Here is an 18,406-nt window from a genome sequence, read left to right on the forward strand (position 1 = left end):
GGCTGATGTCGGTGTCTGAGGGGTCGCCGATGTCAGCCGCCCACCCGCAGCGCGATCGCGACGAGCGCGAGGGCGACGACGCCGAAGCCCGTGCCGAACACCGCGAGCACGACGAGCAGCCCGCCACCCGGGGGCGCACCCGATGCCGCGCCGGTCAGCACGGCGGTGACCCGCCGTTGGCGGCGACGTGCGGCGAACCAGAGCAGGCACGCGGCACCCAGTCCGATCGCGCCGGGAACGAATCCCCAGCCCCCGGCGCCGCTGGGCAGGACCAACGGGAAGATCCGCAGCGAGATCAGGGAGCCGACCGCGATCGCGAGAGCCGTGCGGCGCCAGGCCAGCTCCGTGCGCTCCGGCTGCAGACCAGGGTCGTACAGACGGTCGGGCTCGGCGGCCGGACGTCTCCTCATGGTCGGGGCTCTGTCAGCGCCACAGGACGCCGGCCAGCACGAGCAGTCCGACCAGGACGACGACCACGGCGAGGAGGACGGCGGAGAACGCCCCGGGGAGCGGTCGCGATCGGCGCAGCGCCCGCTCCGCCCGCATCCACTCCCACCAGGCGAGCGGTGCGACCGCGGTCCCCGCGACCATGAGCAGCAGCGACGCGGCGAGTCGGAACCCGGGGTGGAGGTCGAGGCCGAGGACCTCGAGCGCGACTCCTCCCGCGATCAGGGCCAGGCCGGTCCGCGTCCACGCCAGGAACGTGCGTTCGTTGGCGAGCGAGAAACGAGGATCGGGTTCCTCTCCGACGGAGTACACGGATGCCGGGAACCGCTTCATCGCCTCATCGTATCCGCGTGGCATGCGTCAGTCGCCGTGGACGCGGCGGCCGGCGAACCAGGTCGATACCACCGCGGTGTGCACGATCTCGTCCGCCGGGCCGGCGATGGCGTCGCGGGCGAGCACGACGAAGTCCGCCGATTTCCCCGGCGTCAGCGAACCGGTCTCGGCGTCGAGCCCCATCGCGGCCGCGGCGTTGATCGTGAAGACCTCCAGCGCCTCCTCGGGGGTGATGGCCTGCTCGGGCCAGAGGGTGCCCGGGGCTCGTCCGAGCGGGTCGGCTCGTGTCACGAGACCCTGCAGACCCTCCAGCGTGTTCGGCGAATCGCTCACGGGCCAGTCCGAGCCGCCGGCGACCCGGGCTCCTGCGTCGATCAGCGCCCGGTTCGGCTGGGAGTGCTCCGCGCGCTCTCCGAGCACCTCGGTCAGCGCCTGCGGGATGACTCCCGGGTACCAGATGAACGGCGAGATGTCGGCCGAGACATCGAGGGACTTCAGGCGGGGGATGTCCGAGTCCGCCAGGAACTGGCCGTGCGCGATCTGCACCGGGGTGGTGAAGCCCTCGGCGCGCAACTGCTCCGTGGCGTCGAGCACGAGGCGGGCGGAGCCGTCACCGGTGCAGTGCACCTTGGCCCCGAGGCCGCGCTGTGCCACGGAGCGCAGCCACCCCGTGAGCTCATCGAGCGTCATGGTGGTCTCGCCGTGGAAGTGTGCGCCGTGCGCGGCATCCTCCAGATAGGGCTCCAGGAACGACGCCGTGCGGGCCGGCGGGACACCGTCGAGGAAGATCTTCACGAAATCGGGACGGTGGTGCGCGGTGCGGAACTCCTCGCCGCGGTCGAGCAGCGGTTCGCCGATCGGGTCGAAGCCGAAGATCTCGTCGTTGATCAGCAGGGAGGAGACGACCCAGGCGTCGAGCTCGTCCTCCCGGTCGAGGTCGGCCAGCGCGCCGAGGATCTCGACCGACACCCCGGCGTCCTGAAAGGCCGTGACGCCGAAGGAGTTGAGGATCTCGATTCCGCGGCGTGACGCGGCCGCGTGCTGCGCGGGGGTGAGTCCGCCGCTGCGGTCGTAGGCCTCCTGCACCGGGATGCCCGCTGCTTCGAACAGCACACCGGTCGGTGTTCCGTCATCCGGGTCGAGAAGCGCCGAACCGGACGGGGGCAGACGATCCGCGGTGATCCCGGCGAGTTCGAGTGCGCGGCTGTTCGCCCAGCGGTTGTGGCGGGAGTCTTCCATCAGCATGACGGGACGCCCTCCGCTGGCTTCGTCGAGACGGAGTCGGCTCGCGGTGTTCGCGAGGGCCGGCAGCAGGGTGGTGGCCACGGCACCGCCCACGATCCAGGCGTCTTCGGGGAGCTCGGCGGCTTTCGCCCTGACCCGGTCGAGGATCTCGTCCAGCGTCAGCGAGGGAGCCAGCGACAGCTCGAACAGTTCGGTGCGGCCGGCGAGGGCATGGTGGTTGTGCACATCGACGAAGCCGGGGTACACGGCCGCGTCGCCGACCTCGAGCGACTGCGTCCGGCGTCCGCGGAACGCTTCGATGTCGGCACGGGATCCGACCGCGAGGATCCGCCCGTCGCGCACGGCGAAGGCCTCGACGGTGGGGTTCGCTCGATCGGCGGTGCGGATCACGGAGCCGGTGACGATGAGGTCGGCGACGTCGGTCATGTCAACGGTCTCCGAACGTCGCGGGCTCGAGCTCCGGAGTGTGCAGGGTGGTCGAGAGCAGACGCCCGTGCGCGCCGAAGGTGAAGTGCGTGGGCACCTCGCCGCTCTCGTCGAGGCCGAAGAGCACACCGTGGGAGCGGATCGCGTTGACGTCGCGGTGATCGGCGATCGTCACCGAGGCGCACGGGATCACCTTCTCGCGCCAGGCGAACACGTAGATGCCGGGGCGCACCTCCCACACGCTGTTCTCGTCGGTGTCGGCCAGTCCGCGCTCGGGGCCGGCGAGGCACTGCCACGAGTACCACCGCGGCGAGAGGTAGACGTGCTCGTACGCGTGCTCCGTGCTGTAGACCCACTCCACGCGGCGTCCGATGAGTGTCGTCGTCGGGGCGGGTTCGGTGCCGGAGACCTCGATGCCCTCGATCACTCCCGGCGCGAAGTGGTGCTGCACCCGGGTGCGTCCCTTCTCAGGGGCGGGGAGGATGTCGGAGATCACAGCCAGTGCGCGGCCATCGCGCAGGTCGAGGATCAGCGAGACGGCCTCGTTCGGCAGGTAGCGGTGGTGGAACTGCACGAAGTAGAGGTCGCGATCGACCTCGAACGCCTCGTAGTCATCGGTGTCGGAGGCCGCCTCCGTCGGGTCATCCGCCCCCGGTCGGTAGTCCCAGGTCACGGTGTCATCGGCGAAACGGTGCACGATCCGCGTGCCTCGGCCGTCGACGACCGTGATCTCGCGGCCGCTCAGCGCAGTGCTGTGCGGAGCCTTGTTGGCATCGAAGCCGGGGGCGAGGCCCTCCAGCGGCAGCCAGGTGGAGGTGTCGGCGGGGTTCAGGGTCGTCATGGTGTCGTTCGTTCCTTCGGTCGGGGAGGGGTGCGGGGAGGGGTCAGCGGTCGCTGAACTTCTCCAGGTCGGTGGCGAGGCCCTCGTACACGGCGGGCCGGGACCGCTTGAGATAGGCGCCGTAGACGATGCCGCCGATGAGGGCGACCACCAGGAGCAGCGGCATCAGTCGGATGGCCAGTTCCTCGGACCCGGCCACGATGTCGAAGTTCACGACGGCGAGGATCGAGATCGCGGCGATGCCGAGGAAGCCGATGCCGGGGGCGATGAACGTGCTCCACCAGCGCGGGTCGCGGTGTCTGCGGAAATACACCACGATCGAGATGGCCGCCAGTCCCTGCAGGATGAGCACGCTCAGGGTGCCGAAGCCCAGCATCGCGGGGACGAGGGTGACGATCGGGTCCGCGCCGGCGAGCGCGAAGATGATCGCGACGATGCCGGCGAACGACGCCTGCACGATCCCTGCGAGCTGCGGGGCACCGTTCGCACGCGTGCGGGCCAGCGCCCGGGGGAGGATCCTGGCGCGCCCGAGGGAGTAGAGGTAGCGGGTCGCGGAGTTGTGGAAGGCCAGCATCGCCGCGAACAGGCTGACCAGCAGCAGGATCATCATCACGGTCGTGAGGGGGCTGCCGAGATACTGCTGCGAGAGCGAGAAGATCAGGTCGCCGGTGGGCAGATGCTCGAGAGCGGTGGCCTGCGCCTGCGCGACGCCCGTGGCGCTCACCACGGCCCACGTGGTGACTCCGAGGATGACGCCGATCGCGATGATCGAGGTGTAGGTGGCGCGCGGGATGGTGCGCAGCGGCTGCTTCGCCTCTTCGCTGAACAGCGCCGTCGCCTCGAACCCGAGGAATCCCGTTGCCGCGAGCAGCAGGCCGATCGGCAGCGACCCGGAGAAGACGGCTTCGGGGCTGAACGCCGCCACGTCGTACCCGGTCTGCACGAGCACCGAGATGTCGAACACGACCAGCATCAGCACTTCCAGCACCAGGCACACACCCAGCACCTTGGAGCTGAAGTCGACGCCGATCCGGGCGAGCACGAAGCACACCACGATCGACAGGAGGCCCCAGATCAGCCAGTTCACGTCGAGTCCGGTGAGGTCGCGGATGATCGTCTGCATGAAGAAGCCGCTCGTGCCTATCGTGCCGACGACGAAGAAGTTGTACCCGAGCGTCGCGATCAGTCCGGCGATCAGTCCTCCGGTGCGCCCGAGCCCCTTCACCACGAAGGCGTAGAAGCCGCCCGCATTGACCAGCTGCTTCGACATCTGGGCATAGCCGATGGCGAAGAGCAGCAGGATCGCTGCGACGAGGAAGAACGACATCGGCGTGCCGCCGCCGTTGCCGAGGGCGATGGCCAGCGAGGCGACGACCACGATGCCGGTCAGCGGGGCGACCGCGGCGAGGACGAGGAAGACGATGCCGGCGACGCCGAGGGCGCCGGGGCGGAGGGAAGTGTGGTTCTGCGTCGTCGTGGACGTAGATGTCGGTTCTGCCACGTCGGCTCCTTTGCTGGGTGACGGCCGTGCGGACACGGCATCGACGACGAGGGGAATCGTCGATAGAGCGAGTCTGCTCGCGCCGCCGCCGCTGCGCTTGACCCTGAGCGAAAGACGGTGGTGTCACCGTGCACAGCCCGTGGACGGAGGTTCGCACGGACGGAGAGAGGGGAGCAGGATGACCGAGACGACACCGCCGTCTTCTCGCTGCACCACCGGGTGCCGGGCGGCGCCTGAAGGGCGACATGGATCTGCAGCTGCGCGGCACGACCGCCCTCATCACCGGGGCGGCCGGTGGGATCGGCCGTGCGACCGCGCTCGCGCTCTCCGCCGAGGGAGTCCGGGTCGCACTCCTCGACCGGGACGCAGCTGCGCTCCAGGACGTGGCGGAGCACTGCCGGGATGCGGTGCTCCTCGAGGCCGATGTCACCGACGAGGAGCAGGTGCAGGCCGCTGTACGCTCCGGCGTCGCGGCGCTGGGCCGACTCGACGCCGTCGTCTGCTGCGCCGGGGTGTCCGGGCCGGTGGGCTCGTCTCTCGAAGACACCGCGCTCCACGCCTGGAACCGGGTGCTCGCCGTCAACGTGACCGGTGCGTTCCTGGTGCTCAAGCACGCGCTGCCCGCGTTGCGCGAGGCGGCGGCCGCGTCCGTCGTGCTCCTCGCGAGCGATTCGGCCTTCGTCGCGTCACCCGGGATGGTGCCCTACTGCACGTCGAAGGCGGCGCTGCTGCAGTTCGGCCGTGCGCTCTCGGTGGACCTCGCCGACACCCGCATCCGGGTCAACGCCGTCGCGCCGTCGATCGTCGACACCCCGATGAGTCGGGGCGACCTCGGCGCCGACGCGTTCGATGAGCCGGACTTCCCGGTGCAGAGCGCCGCGGAGGTCGCCGCCCACGTGGCCTACCTCGTGTCGCCCAGGGCCGGGGCCGTCAACGGCACCAGCATCCTCAGCGACTTCGGGTACGCCGCCCGTTCGGGATTCCCCGCCTGACGCGACCGCATCGGGCAGCCACCGCGCACGCGCGCGACAACACACAGGAGCACACATGGGACTCGTGGTCGGATCGAGCGTCTCCGGACGCGTCGTCGTCATCACCGGGGGCGGTACGGGCATCGGCGCCGCCATCGCCGAACGATACGCGGCTGAGGGCGCGCACGTCGTGGTCGTCGGACGCCGTCCGGAGCCGCTGCACGAGGTCGAGCGCGCGGTAGGAGCCCTGCCGATCATCGCCGACGCAGCCGACACGGACTCCGCCAAGGCCGCCGTGGCCGAGGTGCTGGCGCGGTTCGGCCGCATCGACGTGCTGGTCGCGAACGCCGGGGGCCACGGCTTCTCCCCGGTGGGCGAGACCGACGACGAGAGCTGGGACGCGGCGATCCGCGCCAACCTCACGACGGCCTTCACGATGGCGAGGGAGGCGCTTCCCGCGTTGATCGAGGCGAAGGGACAGATCGTGATCGTCTCGTCGCTCGCCGGGCTGTTCGCCGGCCCGTCGGTGGCCGGCTACACCGTCGGCAAGCACGCCCTGGTCGGGCTCACCCGCACGCTCGCTCGTGACTACGGTCGCCACGGCGTCCGCGTGAACGCGATCTGCCCCGGCTGGGTGCAGACGCCGATGGCCGACGAGGAGATGGACGAGTTCGCCTCGCACGCCGGGCTCGACTCCCGAGAGGAGGCCTACGCCACGGTCACCGCCGACGTGCCGCTGCGTCGACCGGCGCGTCCTGCGGAGATCGCATCGGTCGTGCGGTTCCTCGGCTCGGGGGAGTCGTCGTACATCACCGGGGCGGTGATCGTCGCCGACGGGGGCTCCCACGTGGTCGATGTGCCGACCATCGCCTTCGATCACGCGGGGATGTGACCCCGGGGAGCAGTCACGCGATGGTGAGGTCGAAGCCCTGGGCGGTCGGGACGACGGTCACCGCGGTGAGGTCGTCCACCCGGTAGGTGGGCCCGTGAGCGGCAGCGTGGTGGCCCACTCCGATCACCCGCATGCCTGCGGCGAGACCCGCTTGGATCCCCGCGCCGGAGTCTTCGAACACGACGCAGTCGGCGGGGTCGACTCCGAGCAGCTCCGCCGCGCGGAGAAAGCCCTCGGGGTCGGGCTTCGACGCCGTGACGTTCTCGGCGGTCACAGCGAGCTCGGGGATCGTGAGCCCGGCTTCTCCCATGCGCGCGGTCATCAGGGCCACGTTCGCGGAGGTGACGATCGCGTGCGGGTGGGGGCGCAGCGCCTCGAGCAGGGCTTCGGCGCCGGCGATCCGGACCACGCCGTCCACGTCGTCGGCCTCGGTCGCCAGCATCATGTCGTTCTCTCGGAGGTTGATCTCGTGGTCGCGCTCCGGCAGCATGATCGCCATGCTCTGGTGCCCCTGTCGGCCGTGGACCACGCTGAGGACGGTCTCCGGGGCGATCCCGTGCGGCTCCGCCCACGCGAGCCACAGCCGCTCCACCACCGCGGTCGAGTCGACGAGGGTGCCGTCCATGTCGAGGAGGGCGGCGCGGGCGGAAAAGGTCTGGGTCACCTCTTCAGGCTAACCCCCGGCACCGTTCCGCGAGCACACGGTCAGCCGCCGAGGTAGGCGCGGTGCAGCAGCTCCGGGTCGGCCTGCAGGGCGTCCGAGGTGCCCTGGAACGAGACCCGGCCGCCGGCCACGACCACGGCCTCCCGGGCGAGACCGAGCGCGAGCTGGGTGAACTGCTCGACCAGCAGCACACCCACGCCGGATTCGGCGATCGACTTCACGATCGGCATCAGCCGCATGAACACCACGGGCGCGAGGCCGAGCGACATCTCGTCGATGAGCAGGATGCGCGGTTTCGCGGCGAACGCCCGCGCGAGCACCACCATCTGCTGCTCGCCACCGGACAGCAGCGCGGTCGGTGCGTCGATGCGCTTCTGGAGCTCGGGGAACGGCGCGAGTGCGGCGTCGAGCTCGCCGGGGGTGCGTGCGGTGAGGGAGATGTTCTCGCGCACGGTCAGCGAGGGGAACACGGCGCGCCCCTGTTCGATGTGGACGATCCCTCGGCGGGCCCTCGTGACGCGCGACAGCTTGTCGATCGGCTCACCGTCGAGGGACATCGTGCCTGCGGAGTGCGCGGTGACCCCGGACACCGACTCGATGAGGCTGGTCTTGCCCGCGCCGTTGGGGCCGACGAGTGCGAGCACCTCGCCACCGGTGACGCGCAGCGAGACATCGGAGATGACGGGACCGGCACCGCGACGGACGGTCACTCCATCGAGGACGAGTTCACTCATTTCAGCAGCTCCGTCTCTCCCATGTACGCCTTGACGACGTCGGGGTTCGCGAGGACCTCGGCCTGCGGTCCGCTCGCCAGCACACGGCCGAAGTCCAGCACCGTGAGCGTCGGGCAGACGGAGCGGACGAGATCGAGATCGTGTTCGATGATGATCAGCGCGACGCCGTAGCGGGCCGGCAGTTCCCGCAACCGCGCCGCGAGCGCCAGGTGCTCTTCGTGGGAAAGCCCGGCGGCGGGTTCGTCCAGGATCAGCAGCCGGGGCCGCGAGGCCAGGTTCGCGGCGACCTCCACGAGCCTCCGGGTGCCGACGTCGACGCTCGACAGTCGGGCCCGTGCGGGCGGGCAGCCGAAGAACTCGAGCACCTCGTCGATGTCCGCAGCCGCGAGTCGGCGTCGCGCCACGAATCTCACATAGGCACCGACCGTGAGCGACGGAGGCACCCTGTCCTGCTGGAACGTCCGGCGAAGGCCCAGGCGTGCGCGCCGGGTGGGGGACAGGCCGGCGAGGTCGCGGTCCCCGAGCAGCACCCGACCGCCGTGTTTCGGGAGGAAGCCGCTGATCGCATCGACGAAGGTCGACTTCCCGGCACCGTTCGGTCCGATGAGCCCCATGATCGACGCGGGTGGAACCTGGAGGGAGACGTCGTCCAGAGCCTTGAGAGCCCCGAATTGCACGGTCAGACCTTCGACGCTCAGCACGGGCGAGCCGTCGAGCAACGCTTCGTCGACCGTGGCGGTGGTCGTGGTGGTGATCGCCGTGGCATCGGGCCCGGCGTCCGGAGGAAGGGCCGAGAGCGCGGCCGCAGCCGTTCTGCGGTCCGCACGACGCCAGATCAGGTTCCGGATGCCCTGTCCCAGGTTCGTTCCGCTGGTGAGCGCCTGCACGCCGAGCACGCCGAAGACGACGAAGCCCCAATCCTGGGGGACGCCCCAGCGCTTGAGGAGTTCGGGAACCAGCACCCAGAGGATGCCGCCGAAGATCGCCATGTCGATCAGATGGGCTCCCGACATGATCGCGAGGACGTAGAGCGCGAGCGACTGCAGCGGGGTGAAGCTCGATGCGAACGGAAGCTGCACCTGACCGGCGAGCAGCCCGCCGGAGACGCCGCCGAGTGCGGCCGAGACCGCGAACGCGGTGAGCTTCGCGGTCTGCACGCTCTGCCCTGCGGCGGCCGTGCCTCGCTCGGAGAAGGCGACGGCCTTCCAGCTCGATCCCCAGCGTCCGCGCTGCAGGAAGAACGCGCCGAGCGCGCAGACCGCGAGGACGATGATGGAGAGGAAGAAGAACTGGCGGTCGTTCGAGAACATCTCCGGCCGTTCGATCGCGATCCCGTCGGCCGAGCCGGGGAACTGGATCTGCACGAGGGTCACGCCGGCTGCCGCAGCGAACCCCAGCGTCACGACGGCGAGGTTCACACCACGCAATCGCAGCGCCGGGAGACCGACGAGGATCCCGACGAGGCCGGCCGCGATGCCACCGAGGATGAGCCAGACGATGAACCCGCCGGGCGCCTGCAGGACGTTCAGCAACGAGACGATCCACGCGCCGACGGCGGCGAAGGTGAGCTGGCACAGTGCGATCATCCCGGCCGAGCCGGTGACGATGCCGAGACCGAGGATGGCGATCGCGGCCGTGACGGCGCTGATCGCGAGGAAGACGAAGTAACCCGGCAGCACGGCACTGAGGATCGCGCCCACGCCGATGCCGGCGAGGGCGACCGCGAACGGCCAGGTGATCCGGAACCAGGGACGGTCAGCGAGCGGCATCCCACACCTCCTTGCGCTGCGTCCAGAGCAACAGGACGACGATGAACAGGAATGGGAGGAAGTTGCGCACGAGCGCCACTTCGTCGATCTGGGCGACGAGGCCGCCGAGGACGCCCAGCACGATGCCGCCGACGACGGCGAGGTCGAGTCGGCGGAAGCCACCCAGCAGCGCGGCCGCCGCGGCGGGGACGATGAGCATCGCCAGGCTGGTCGCGTCGTTGGACTGCGACGGGGCGACGATGATGATCGCGATCGCGCTGATGACACCCGTGACGAACCAGACGGCGATCGACAACGGGCGGGAGCGGATGCCGAGGAGCTCGGCGGTGGTCGGGCGCTCCGAGAGCGCACGCAGCTGGGTGCCGACCCTCGTGCGGCGCAGGACGACGCGGACCACGACGGCCGTGACGATCGCCATCGCCACGGTCGCGACCGTGACCTGGCTGATGACGACGCCGCCGAACGAGAACGCCGGGCCGGCGATGATCGGCGTGAACGGCTGAGGCTTGTTGCCGAACAGGATGAACGACATCGAGATCAGCAGGAGGAGCGGACCCACAGTCATCGCCGAGCGCGTGGTGGTGGATGCCTCGGAGAGCCAGGTGGCCGCGATGAATCCGATCGCCGCGGCCAGGAGTCCGGCGACCAGCACGCCGAGGACGGATCCCAGCCAGATCGGCAGGCCGAGCTCGCGCACGAACCACACTGCGGTGAAGGCGCCGAACATCCCGGTCGCGGCCTGGGCGAAGTTCACCACCCGGACCAGGCGTGACATCAACGTCAGGCACACGCCGAGCACGGCGTAGAGGCCGCCGGCGGCGAGACCGGCGATGGCGCCTTGCAGCATGAGGCGTCCTTTCAGTTCCGAGGTGTCGGGCCTGCCGCCGGGAATGCGCCCGGCGGCAGGCAAGGGGCGGCTACTCGCCGATGCGGAGCCAGTCGTCGGCGACCTTCTCCCAGGCGTTCGTGCCGGACTCGAGGACGATGGGCCAACCCGCGGTGTTCTGCGTGCCGAACGCATACGGCGTGCCGACCATCGGGTTCTCGATCGGGTCCATGCCCTTGAGCGCCTCGGAGACGGTTTCGCGAGTGATGTCACCGTCCATGCCTTCGAGTACTTCGATGAAGTACTTCGCGGCGAGGTAGCCACCCTGGCTGAACGAGGTGAGCGGGATGTCGTTGGCCTCCATCAGCTCGCGCCAGTCGGCGTTGATCTCGTTGTCGTCGGTGAACGGGTAGAACTCGGCCGGCACGTAGATGCCCGCACCGGCGTTGTCGATCGCGTCGGCGAAGTTCTCGCTGTAGACGCTGGTGAGGTACAGCCAGGTCACGTCATCCCACCCCTGGGCGTTCGCGGCCTTGACCTGTCCGATCGCATCGGGTTCCACCGGGTTGATCGCCAGCGCCTTGCAGCCCTGGTCGCGCGCCTTGACGATGTAGGGCGTGTAGTCCGACGCGCCGTACGGGACGGTGTCGTCGACGTACTTCGGCTCCTTGCCGGTGATCTCGGTCCACTTGTCGATCGCGGCCTGGTAGGTGGGGCGGGTGGAGCCGGCGATCTCGAGCAGGATGCAGATGTCGTCCATCCCCAGCACCTCGGAGCCGTACTGCAGCGTGAGGGTCATGTCGTTGAAGGGGCCGACGTTCGCCGGAGAGATGTTGTCACTGGCGAAACAGCCCGTGTCCACCCCGATGCCCGGCATCGACAGGATGCCCTCCTGCTCGTAGTACTTGGCGTTGATCTCGCACTCGATGAGACTGGCGGAGCCGACGAGCGCGACCGCGCCGTCGCTGCCGACCAGTTCCCGGGCGGAGGCGGTGGCCGTGGCCGGATCGCCCTTGTCGTCCAGCATCTTGTAGTCGATCAGGCGGCCGTCGAGCCCGCCCGCGTCGTTGAAGGCGTCGAACACGGCGGCGGCCGCCTGCGACGCCTCCGGGAATGTCGCCGGGCCGCTGATGGTGTTGACGGAGCCGACGACGATCGGGTCGCCACCGCCGCCGCCCGCGCCGCCGTCTCCACCGGCGCAGCCGGCGAGGGTGAGGGCGGCCACGGCGAGGAGCGCCGCAGTGCCGGATGCTCGTTTGTTCATGTGCTTCCTGCCTCTCGTGTTCGGGTCGTGCTGTGTGCGTTCGGTGTTGTGCTCAGGTGCGCAGCGCGCGGTTCACGAGCTCCGTGTCGGTGAACTGCTCGAAGGCGACGACCTCGCCGTCGGCCACCCGCCACACATGGGCGACGCGGGCGGCGAAGAACCGTCCGGTCTGCCTGTACGTGCCGGAATAGGTGCCGATCCCCACGACCACGTCACCGCCGTCGACGACTTCGTCGATCGCGACGGTGTAGTCGTCCCATTCCTCCTGGATACGGCCGAAGACGTTCCGGGCCACGGCGTCCGGACCGATGTAGGTGCCGGCGTAGGGGAACCCGGCGGCCTCCGTCCAGCGGATGTCGGCGGCGAACGGCGCGAGCATGCCGTCGAGGTCGCCGCGGTCGTTGGCGGCGTAGTGCTGACGGATCAGGTCGGCGTTGCTCATGGGGTCTCCTCGGATGCCGGACGGTCAGACGGGCTGCGCGTCGGGGTACGCGACCGAGCCCAGCGGGTAGATGTGGCCGCCGCCGCGGGAGTGCTCGGCGTCGCCCTCACCGTTGAGCCCGAGGAAGACCCCGGTCGTCATCAGCTGATACCCGAGGTCGTGCAGCCACACGCTCGCGACGGCGATGCGGAACTCGCGGAAGCAGAACAGGTACAGGCCGTCGGCGAACTTCCACACGGTCGACAGGTCCATGTCTCCGTGGCCGCGCTGCACTCCCTCCAAGCACTGCCACGCGTAGCGCTGGCTGGAGATGTAGACGTGCTCGTACAGGTGGTGCGGGCTGTAGCGGTAGACGTTGCGCTTGCCGATGAGGTCGCGGCTCGGGCCGGGGGTCTCGCCGCTGACCGGGAGCCCGTCGATCGTCGCGGCCCAGAAGTCCTGGCCGACCTGGGGTGTTCCCTCGACGGGCTCGGCGGCGATGCGGGAGCGGATGACGGTGGCCCGATTCGTCGCGGTCGAGAAGACGACGGTGACGGCCTCGCGCGGGCGGCTCTGCATCGGGATGTTGACGAACACGACGTCCTCGCGGACCCGCACGGCATCGTAGGGATCGGTTCCGGCCGCCTCGACCCCGGCCCAGGAGACGGTGTCGTCGGCGAACCTCAGGGTCAGCGTCGAGGCGTCGTCGAGCGTGAGGGCGAGGTCGGTTCCGGCGAGCGACGTGTTCGGCAGCCGGAACGTGTCGATGCCCGCGGCGAACTCGTCGTAGGTGCGCCACTGGTCGAGGGCGGGGTCGGCGGAGGTGTCGGTCATCGGGATCCTGACGTCGCACGCGGCGGGGCCGCATCGCCCCGGGCACCGCGTCATCGCGGTGCGCTTGCCTCATGCTGTGTCCGCGCCCGTCATCCCCTCAAGGCCGCAGCCGCCATCGCGCGCCGAGAGTCAACCGGCGTGCCCTCCGGGGCAAGTCACGTGCGGGATCGAAAACGTGCGCGGCGGCGCTCGCCGAGGAGCGTTTTCGATCCCGCACGGGGACCGAGCCGGAGGGGACCTCAGTGTCCCGCGCGGTACTCGCTGGGGGAGACGCCGAAGGTCGACTTGAACGCCCGGCTGAAGTGCGCGGCGTCCACGAACCCCCATCGGGCGGCGATCGCCGCGACCGGACGGTCGGCCAGCATGGGGTCGAGCAGATCCCGGCGGCACTGTTCGAGGCGGCGGGTGCGGATCCAGGTCGAGACGGTCACACCCTGCTCCTGGAAGAGCCCGTGCAGGTGCCGGGTCGAGATGAAGTGCGCGGCGGCGATCGACGCGGGGCCGAGGTCCGTCGACGCGAGGTTCCGGTCGATGTGCGCACGGATGCGCTGTACGAGCGCGCGGTGCGGGTCGGCCGAGACCTGATCGAGTCCCAGCTCGCGCGTGAACACGGTGGTCACCAGGTCGAGCCCGCTGTGCGCCAGGCGCGCGCCGGTCGTGCCCGCGAGCTGGTCCAGGTTGCCGGCGAGCTGCGTCAGATAGGGCACGACCATGCCCCCGAGTCCTTCGTGGCCCGAGATCCGCACCGCCGTGAGCTGTCCGACCATGTCGGCCGGAAGGCTGATGAGGTGCTTCGGGAACATCACGACCATGGTGCGGAAGTCCTCGTCGAACACCAGGGAGTACGGGCGGTCCGTGTCGTACACGGCGAGATCTCCCGCCTGCAGCACGGCCTCCCGGTCGTCCTGGATCAGCAGGCCGGTGCCCGCGAGCATCAGGCTGACCTTGAAGTACGAGCGGTCACCGCGGGCGATGAGTTCGGGCGTGCGCTCGACGATATGCGAGGTCGCGCGCACGTCGTTCACGTGCACCTCGTCCACGGAGGCGCCGCGGATCACGCCGCGGAAGTGGTCGGGGCCCGCAGTCGTGACCTGCAAGGGGACGAACGATTCGGAGACGGCGGCGCGGAAATCGCTGATATTGCGCGCGACGAGCGTGGAAACCGATTCTGCGGTGGCGACGGGGGCACCGTTCATGACTGATCACCTCGGGATGGTGGAACGACGACGTTGTATACGATCCGTTCCGCGATGGTATCACCGGCTCAGCCCGAGTGGGCGACTTCTAGGATGTGGACCGTGAACGAAAGACCGATGAGGGTGCTCGCCGACCGTGTGATGCAGGTGCTGCGACAGGTCCGCGGGCCCGATACCGCCGATGCGGTGTTCGAGGCCACGGCCCTCATCGTGGGCAGCGCGTTCCTCGTGGTCGGGTTCCTGGTGGCGCTGCCGGTGTTCTGGGGTCACGAGCTGGCGATCAGCGGTTCCGGATCGATCGGTGTCTTCGCCGCCTTCGGGGGTGCGCTCGCCGCGTCGATCGCCTTCGCGCTCGGACGCCTGGCCGTGCGTCCGGAGGAGGTCGACCCCGGAGCCGCGCGCGACGGCTTCAGCGTTCCGGGTGATCGGCTGCGCTGGTACGACCTGGCCGCGATCGCTTTCGCGCACGCGGCGATCGCCTACCTCGGATGGCTCGGTGTCGCGGAACTCCTGGAGCGGAGCTTCACGGACGCCCCGGTCTACGCATTCCCGGGTGCCGTGCTGGTGGCCGTGGCGTTCGCGCTCACCGGGTACGTGTCGTTCCTCAGCGCGGTCGCCCTCACCCCGATGGTGCTCTCCCTCGTCCTCGCGGTGTTCCTCGTCGTGGGGGCGTTCGCGAGCATGCTGGCGTCGAGCGACGTGCACTGGTGGCGCGACAACCTCTCGGCGCTGGGCATGAGCAGCAACAGCTCCTCGATCGCGTTCAACACGACGTTGGTCATCGCCGGGATCATGGTGACGACGATCTCGCGGTACGCGACGGCGGGTCTGCCTGCGCAGGACCAGGTGGATCGCCGCGGCCGGTTCATGGTGAGAGGGGGTTTGATCCTGCTCGGGATCCTGCTCGCCTGTGTCGGGCTCTTCCCCGTCGACGAGTTCTTCCTGTTGCACAACACGGTGGCGACCGGGATGTGCGTGGTGTTCGCGGTCGTCGTGGTGGGTCTGCCGTGGTTCCTCCGCACGATCCCGCGGGTCTTCGTGGGGCTGGGGTGGGCCTACGTGCTCGTGATCGTCCTGCTCGCCTCGTTCTTCGCGGTCGGCTACTACAACCTCACCGCCGTCGAACTGATCGCCGCAGTGCTGATCTTCAGCTGGATCATCGTGTTCCTCCGTACTGCCGGCTCGATCGGCGGATCCGCGAGCGCCTGAGCAGACGGTGGGCGAGGGGCCTCAGTCGCGCAGTGCCCGCGTCGCCTCCCGGGTGCGGTGCAGGGCGTCGACGGTCTCTGTGAACCGCCGCTTCGCCACGCCGATGAACAGGCAGTCGACGAGGGCGAGCTGCGCGATACGGCTGACCATCGCTCCGGCACGGAAGGTCGACTCCCGTACCTCGGTGAACAGTGCGTGGTCGGCCGCGCGCGCGAGCGGGGAGTCCTTCGCCGAGGTCACCGCCACTGTGGCCGAGCCGTTGGCGCGGGCGGTCTCGAGGAAGCGGACGGTCTCGATCGTCGAACCGGCGTGCGAGAAGCCGATCGCCACCGTGGGGGCGGACTGCAGCACGCTGACGGCGACCGCCTCGTGCGAGTCGGAGAGCACGTGAGCGTTGCGTCCGACACGCAGCAGCTTGTGCGCGAGGTCCTCGGCCACGAACTGGCTCGCCCCGATGCCGTAGAGGAGGATGCGGTCGGCGCCGTCGATCGCATCGATGGCCGCTTCGAGCACGTCGAAGTCGAGCTTCGCGACGGTCTCCTCGATGGCCAGGAGCTCGAGTGCTGCGAGCTTCGAGACCGCCTCCTCCAGGGTGTCCTCATCGGAGATCTCCGAGCCGAAGGCGCCGCGGGCCGAGAACTGGGCGGCTTCCTTGCCGAGCTCGGTCGCCAGAGCCATGCGCAGCGGGGCGTAGCCGCTGAATCCGATCGCCCGGCAGAAGCGCACCACGGAGGCGACCGAGGTCCGGCACTCGTCCGCCAGCTCGTTGATGGTCTTGTCGATGACGATCGAAGGGTTCTCTCGGACCACCGTCGCGATGCGCGCGAGTGACGGCGGCAGGGTCGAGGCGGCGGCTTCGATCGTCGACTGGATGCTCAATCAGTCCTCCGGGGGTGTGGGATTCTCAGTATGTCGTGACGGGGCCCACGACGAGGGTGGTAAATTCTTTTCAGAGAGTCTATGTCGCATGTAGTCTCTTTTCGTTGCGTCCCCACCGAACCCGAGGAGAGCCGATGACCGCGCAGACGACCGCATCCGTCGACCTCGGCAAGTCGCGGTGCCGCGTCATCATCCACGACGCTACGCGCATCGAGCGCTCGGGGACGGGAGCGCCCGGGCTCGCCGCGGCGGGCGGAGTGGACGCCGCTCTCGATGCCATCCTCCCGCTGCTCGCCGAGGCGCCGGGCCTCGGCAGGATCGGGGTCGGTGCCGCCGGGGGCTGGCTCGCGCCGGAAGCCGCTCAGATGCTCGCGGTGCGCCTGGCTGAGGCCACCGCCGCACGCGTCGCCGTCGCCTCCGACGTCGTCACCGCCCACGCCGGTGCGCTCGAGGGGAGGCAGGGGGTGCTCCTGATCGCCGGAACCGGCGCCGCAGCGCTGGGGATCGACGCCGACGGCGCGCGGCTCGTCGACGGCTGGGGTCCCGAGCTCGGAGATCTCGGCAGCGGATCATGGCTCGGCCGTGAAGGTCTTCGGGCCGTGCTGCGTGCGGACGACGGGCTCGCCCCGGAGACGGCGCTCACCGCGGCGCTCGCGGAGCGGGTCGGCGCTGCATCCGACATCCAGGGCTGGCTCGCCCGGAGTGCGCCGTTGGCGCGCCATCTCGCGACGCTGGCGCCTCTGGTGCTCGATGCGGCGGAAGCGGAGGACCCCGTCGCCGTGGGCATCGTGACGGAGGGTGTCCGACTGCTCACGGCGACGGCCGTCGCCGCCTCGGCCGTGGCGACCGACGTGGTGGTGCACGGAGGCCTCGCCGAGCACTCCTGGTTCCGCGCCGCCCTCGGATCCTCCCTCCTCGCCGCCGGTCGCCGTGTCGTGCCGGCCGCGGGCGACGCCCTCGACGGTGCGCAGCTGCTCGCGCGCCGCACCGATCTCCTCCACGAAAGGTTCGTGCACCGTGCCGAATGACACCCCTCGCCTCACCGCTCTCCTCTCGGTGCTGGAGAACCTCGACACCGAGGCCTCCACGACCGAGCGCGGTGACCTGGACCTTCTCGGCACCGCAGAACTCGTGCGGAGGATGAACGCCGAGGACCGCCGCGTGGCCGAGGCCGTCGCCGAGCGAGCCGAGGAGATCGCCGCCGCGGTCGACGGCATCACCGCACGGTTCCGGCGCGGGGGACGACTCATCTACATCGGAGCCGGTACCGCGGGGCGCATCGGCGTGCTCGACGCGAGCGAGTGTCCGCCCACGTTCGGTACCGACCCCTCGCTGGTCGTCGGTCTGATCGCCGGCGGGGAGTCCGCGATCCGTTCCGCCGTCGAGAACGCCGAGGACGATGCCGAAGCGGCGAGCCTCTCCCTGCGCGGCCTCGACCTGTCGGAGAGCGACACCGTCGTGGGCATCTCCGCCTCCGGACGCACGCCCTACGTGGTCGGCGGCCTGGAGTACGCCCGCAGCATCGGAGCGCTCACGGTCGCGATCGCCTCCAACGCCGCGTCCGAGATCGGTGCCGTCGCGGAGATCGCGGTGGAGGTCGTCACCGGGCCCGAGTTCATCTCCGGCTCCACGCGGCTCAAGTCAGGGACCGCGCAGAAGCTCGTGGTGAACATGCTCACGACGCTCTCGATGATCAACCTCGGCAAGACCTACCGCGGCGTGATGGTCGACCTGCTCGCGACCAACGAGAAGCTGCGCGCGCGGTCGATCCGCACGGTCTCGCAACTCGCCGGTGTCGGGATCGACGAAGCCGCGGCCGCCCTGGAAGCGGCGGACGGCTCCGTCAAGCTCGCCCTGCTGATGCTCGCCAGCGGTGCGTCTGCGCAGACAGCGGCATCGGCCCTCGAAGGTGCCGGCGGCATCCTTCGCGACGCCATCGCCGCTCTGGCCTGAC

19 protein-coding genes are annotated in these 18,406 nt (G+C 69.9%); 5 read left to right on the plus strand and 14 right to left on the minus strand.

Annotation, left to right across the window (positions count from 1 at the left end):
- Positions 1 to 32: 32 nt before the first annotated feature.
- Genes LC041_RS06930 through LC041_RS06950 form a run of 5 tightly spaced genes read right to left on the minus strand, consistent with a single transcriptional unit; the run spans position 33 to position 4,793 of the window.
- Entirely contained in the window at positions 33 to 410 is a 378-nt protein-coding gene (locus tag LC041_RS06930) for a DUF202 domain-containing protein (RefSeq protein WP_226532332.1), read from the minus strand.
- A 13-nt stretch (positions 411 to 423) separates the two neighbouring features.
- On the minus strand, positions 424 to 780 hold the full coding sequence (locus LC041_RS06935; RefSeq protein WP_226532333.1) for a YidH family protein: 357 nt from the start codon (positions 778 to 780) through the stop codon (positions 424 to 426).
- 27 nt (positions 781 to 807) lie between these two features.
- Complete coding sequence (locus LC041_RS06940) at positions 808 to 2,451, minus strand: amidohydrolase (protein ID WP_226532334.1); 1,644 nt, start codon at positions 2,449 to 2,451, stop codon at positions 808 to 810.
- A gap of 1 nt (position 2,452) precedes the next feature.
- On the minus strand, positions 2,453 to 3,292 hold the full coding sequence (locus LC041_RS06945) for a molybdenum cofactor biosynthesis F family protein (protein ID WP_226532336.1): 840 nt from the start codon (positions 3,290 to 3,292) through the stop codon (positions 2,453 to 2,455).
- 43 nt (positions 3,293 to 3,335) lie between these two features.
- Positions 3,336 to 4,793, minus strand: coding sequence for an APC family permease (locus LC041_RS06950; RefSeq protein WP_226532337.1), 1,458 nt, complete (start codon positions 4,791 to 4,793; stop codon positions 3,336 to 3,338).
- 245 nt (positions 4,794 to 5,038) lie between these two features.
- On the opposite strand from LC041_RS06950, the gene LC041_RS06955 reads away from it, so the two are divergent.
- Positions 5,039 to 5,785 (plus strand): SDR family NAD(P)-dependent oxidoreductase, encoded by a 747-nt coding sequence (locus LC041_RS06955; protein ID WP_226532338.1) that lies wholly within the window; start codon positions 5,039 to 5,041, stop codon positions 5,783 to 5,785.
- A 55-nt stretch (positions 5,786 to 5,840) separates the two neighbouring features.
- Positions 5,841 to 6,656, plus strand: a complete 816-nt coding sequence (locus tag LC041_RS06960; RefSeq protein WP_226532340.1) for an SDR family NAD(P)-dependent oxidoreductase — start codon at positions 5,841 to 5,843, stop codon at positions 6,654 to 6,656.
- A 13-nt stretch (positions 6,657 to 6,669) separates the two neighbouring features.
- On the opposite strand, the gene LC041_RS06965 is transcribed toward LC041_RS06960, so the two are convergent.
- From LC041_RS06965 to LC041_RS07000, 8 genes are all read right to left on the minus strand, one after another.
- A complete protein-coding gene (locus tag LC041_RS06965; RefSeq protein WP_226532342.1) occupies positions 6,670 to 7,320 on the minus strand; it encodes an HAD-IA family hydrolase in 651 nt (216 codons plus the stop codon).
- Positions 7,321 to 7,361: 41 nt separating this feature from the next.
- A complete protein-coding gene (locus LC041_RS06970; protein WP_226532344.1) occupies positions 7,362 to 8,054 on the minus strand; it encodes an ABC transporter ATP-binding protein in 693 nt (230 codons plus the stop codon).
- Entirely contained in the window at positions 8,051 to 9,823 is a 1,773-nt protein-coding gene (locus LC041_RS06975; protein WP_226532346.1) for a branched-chain amino acid ABC transporter ATP-binding protein/permease, read from the minus strand. Before LC041_RS06975 ends, LC041_RS06970 begins: the two co-directional genes overlap by 4 nt.
- On the minus strand, positions 9,810 to 10,670 hold the full coding sequence (locus tag LC041_RS06980) for an ABC transporter permease subunit (RefSeq protein WP_226532348.1): 861 nt from the start codon (positions 10,668 to 10,670) through the stop codon (positions 9,810 to 9,812). Before LC041_RS06980 ends, LC041_RS06975 begins: the two co-directional genes overlap by 14 nt.
- Positions 10,671 to 10,740: 70 nt before the next feature.
- Positions 10,741 to 11,913, minus strand: coding sequence for an ABC transporter substrate-binding protein (locus LC041_RS06985; RefSeq protein ID WP_226532349.1), 1,173 nt, complete (start codon positions 11,911 to 11,913; stop codon positions 10,741 to 10,743).
- Positions 11,914 to 11,965: 52 nt separating this feature from the next.
- Positions 11,966 to 12,355 carry a nuclear transport factor 2 family protein gene (locus LC041_RS06990; RefSeq protein ID WP_226532350.1) on the minus strand — a complete coding sequence of 130 codons (390 nt, stop codon included), beginning with the start codon at positions 12,353 to 12,355 and terminating at the stop codon, positions 11,966 to 11,968.
- A 24-nt stretch (positions 12,356 to 12,379) separates the two neighbouring features.
- Positions 12,380 to 13,168, minus strand: a complete 789-nt coding sequence (locus LC041_RS06995) for a MoaF C-terminal domain-containing protein (RefSeq protein WP_226532352.1) — start codon at positions 13,166 to 13,168, stop codon at positions 12,380 to 12,382.
- 239 nt (positions 13,169 to 13,407) lie between these two features.
- A complete protein-coding gene (locus LC041_RS07000) occupies positions 13,408 to 14,364 on the minus strand; it encodes an AraC-like ligand-binding domain-containing protein (RefSeq protein ID WP_226532354.1) in 957 nt (318 codons plus the stop codon).
- A gap of 102 nt (positions 14,365 to 14,466) precedes the next feature.
- On the opposite strand from LC041_RS07000, the gene LC041_RS07005 reads away from it, so the two are divergent.
- Entirely contained in the window at positions 14,467 to 15,573 is a 1,107-nt protein-coding gene (locus LC041_RS07005) for a DUF998 domain-containing protein (RefSeq protein ID WP_226532356.1), read from the plus strand.
- A 21-nt stretch (positions 15,574 to 15,594) separates the two neighbouring features.
- Here LC041_RS07005 and LC041_RS07010 read toward each other — a convergent pair whose 3' ends face one another.
- A complete protein-coding gene (locus LC041_RS07010; RefSeq protein WP_226532358.1) occupies positions 15,595 to 16,452 on the minus strand; it encodes a MurR/RpiR family transcriptional regulator in 858 nt (285 codons plus the stop codon).
- Positions 16,453 to 16,586: 134 nt separating this feature from the next.
- Between LC041_RS07010 and LC041_RS07015 the strand changes: the two genes are divergently transcribed.
- Both LC041_RS07015 and murQ read left to right on the plus strand, forming a co-directional pair.
- The gene (locus tag LC041_RS07015) at positions 16,587 to 17,480 is read left to right on the plus strand and encodes an N-acetylglucosamine kinase (RefSeq protein WP_226532359.1); all 894 of its coding nucleotides are present in this window, start codon (positions 16,587 to 16,589) and stop codon (positions 17,478 to 17,480) included.
- Positions 17,470 to 18,405, plus strand: coding sequence for an N-acetylmuramic acid 6-phosphate etherase (gene murQ / locus LC041_RS07020; RefSeq protein WP_226532361.1), 936 nt, complete (start codon positions 17,470 to 17,472; stop codon positions 18,403 to 18,405). Before LC041_RS07015 ends, murQ begins: the two co-directional genes overlap by 11 nt.
- The last annotated feature ends 1 nt before the right edge of the window (position 18,406 follow it).

This window comes from Microbacterium paraoxydans (assembly GCF_020524545.1).
GTDB lineage: Bacteria > Actinomycetota > Actinomycetes > Actinomycetales > Microbacteriaceae > Microbacterium > Microbacterium paraoxydans_C.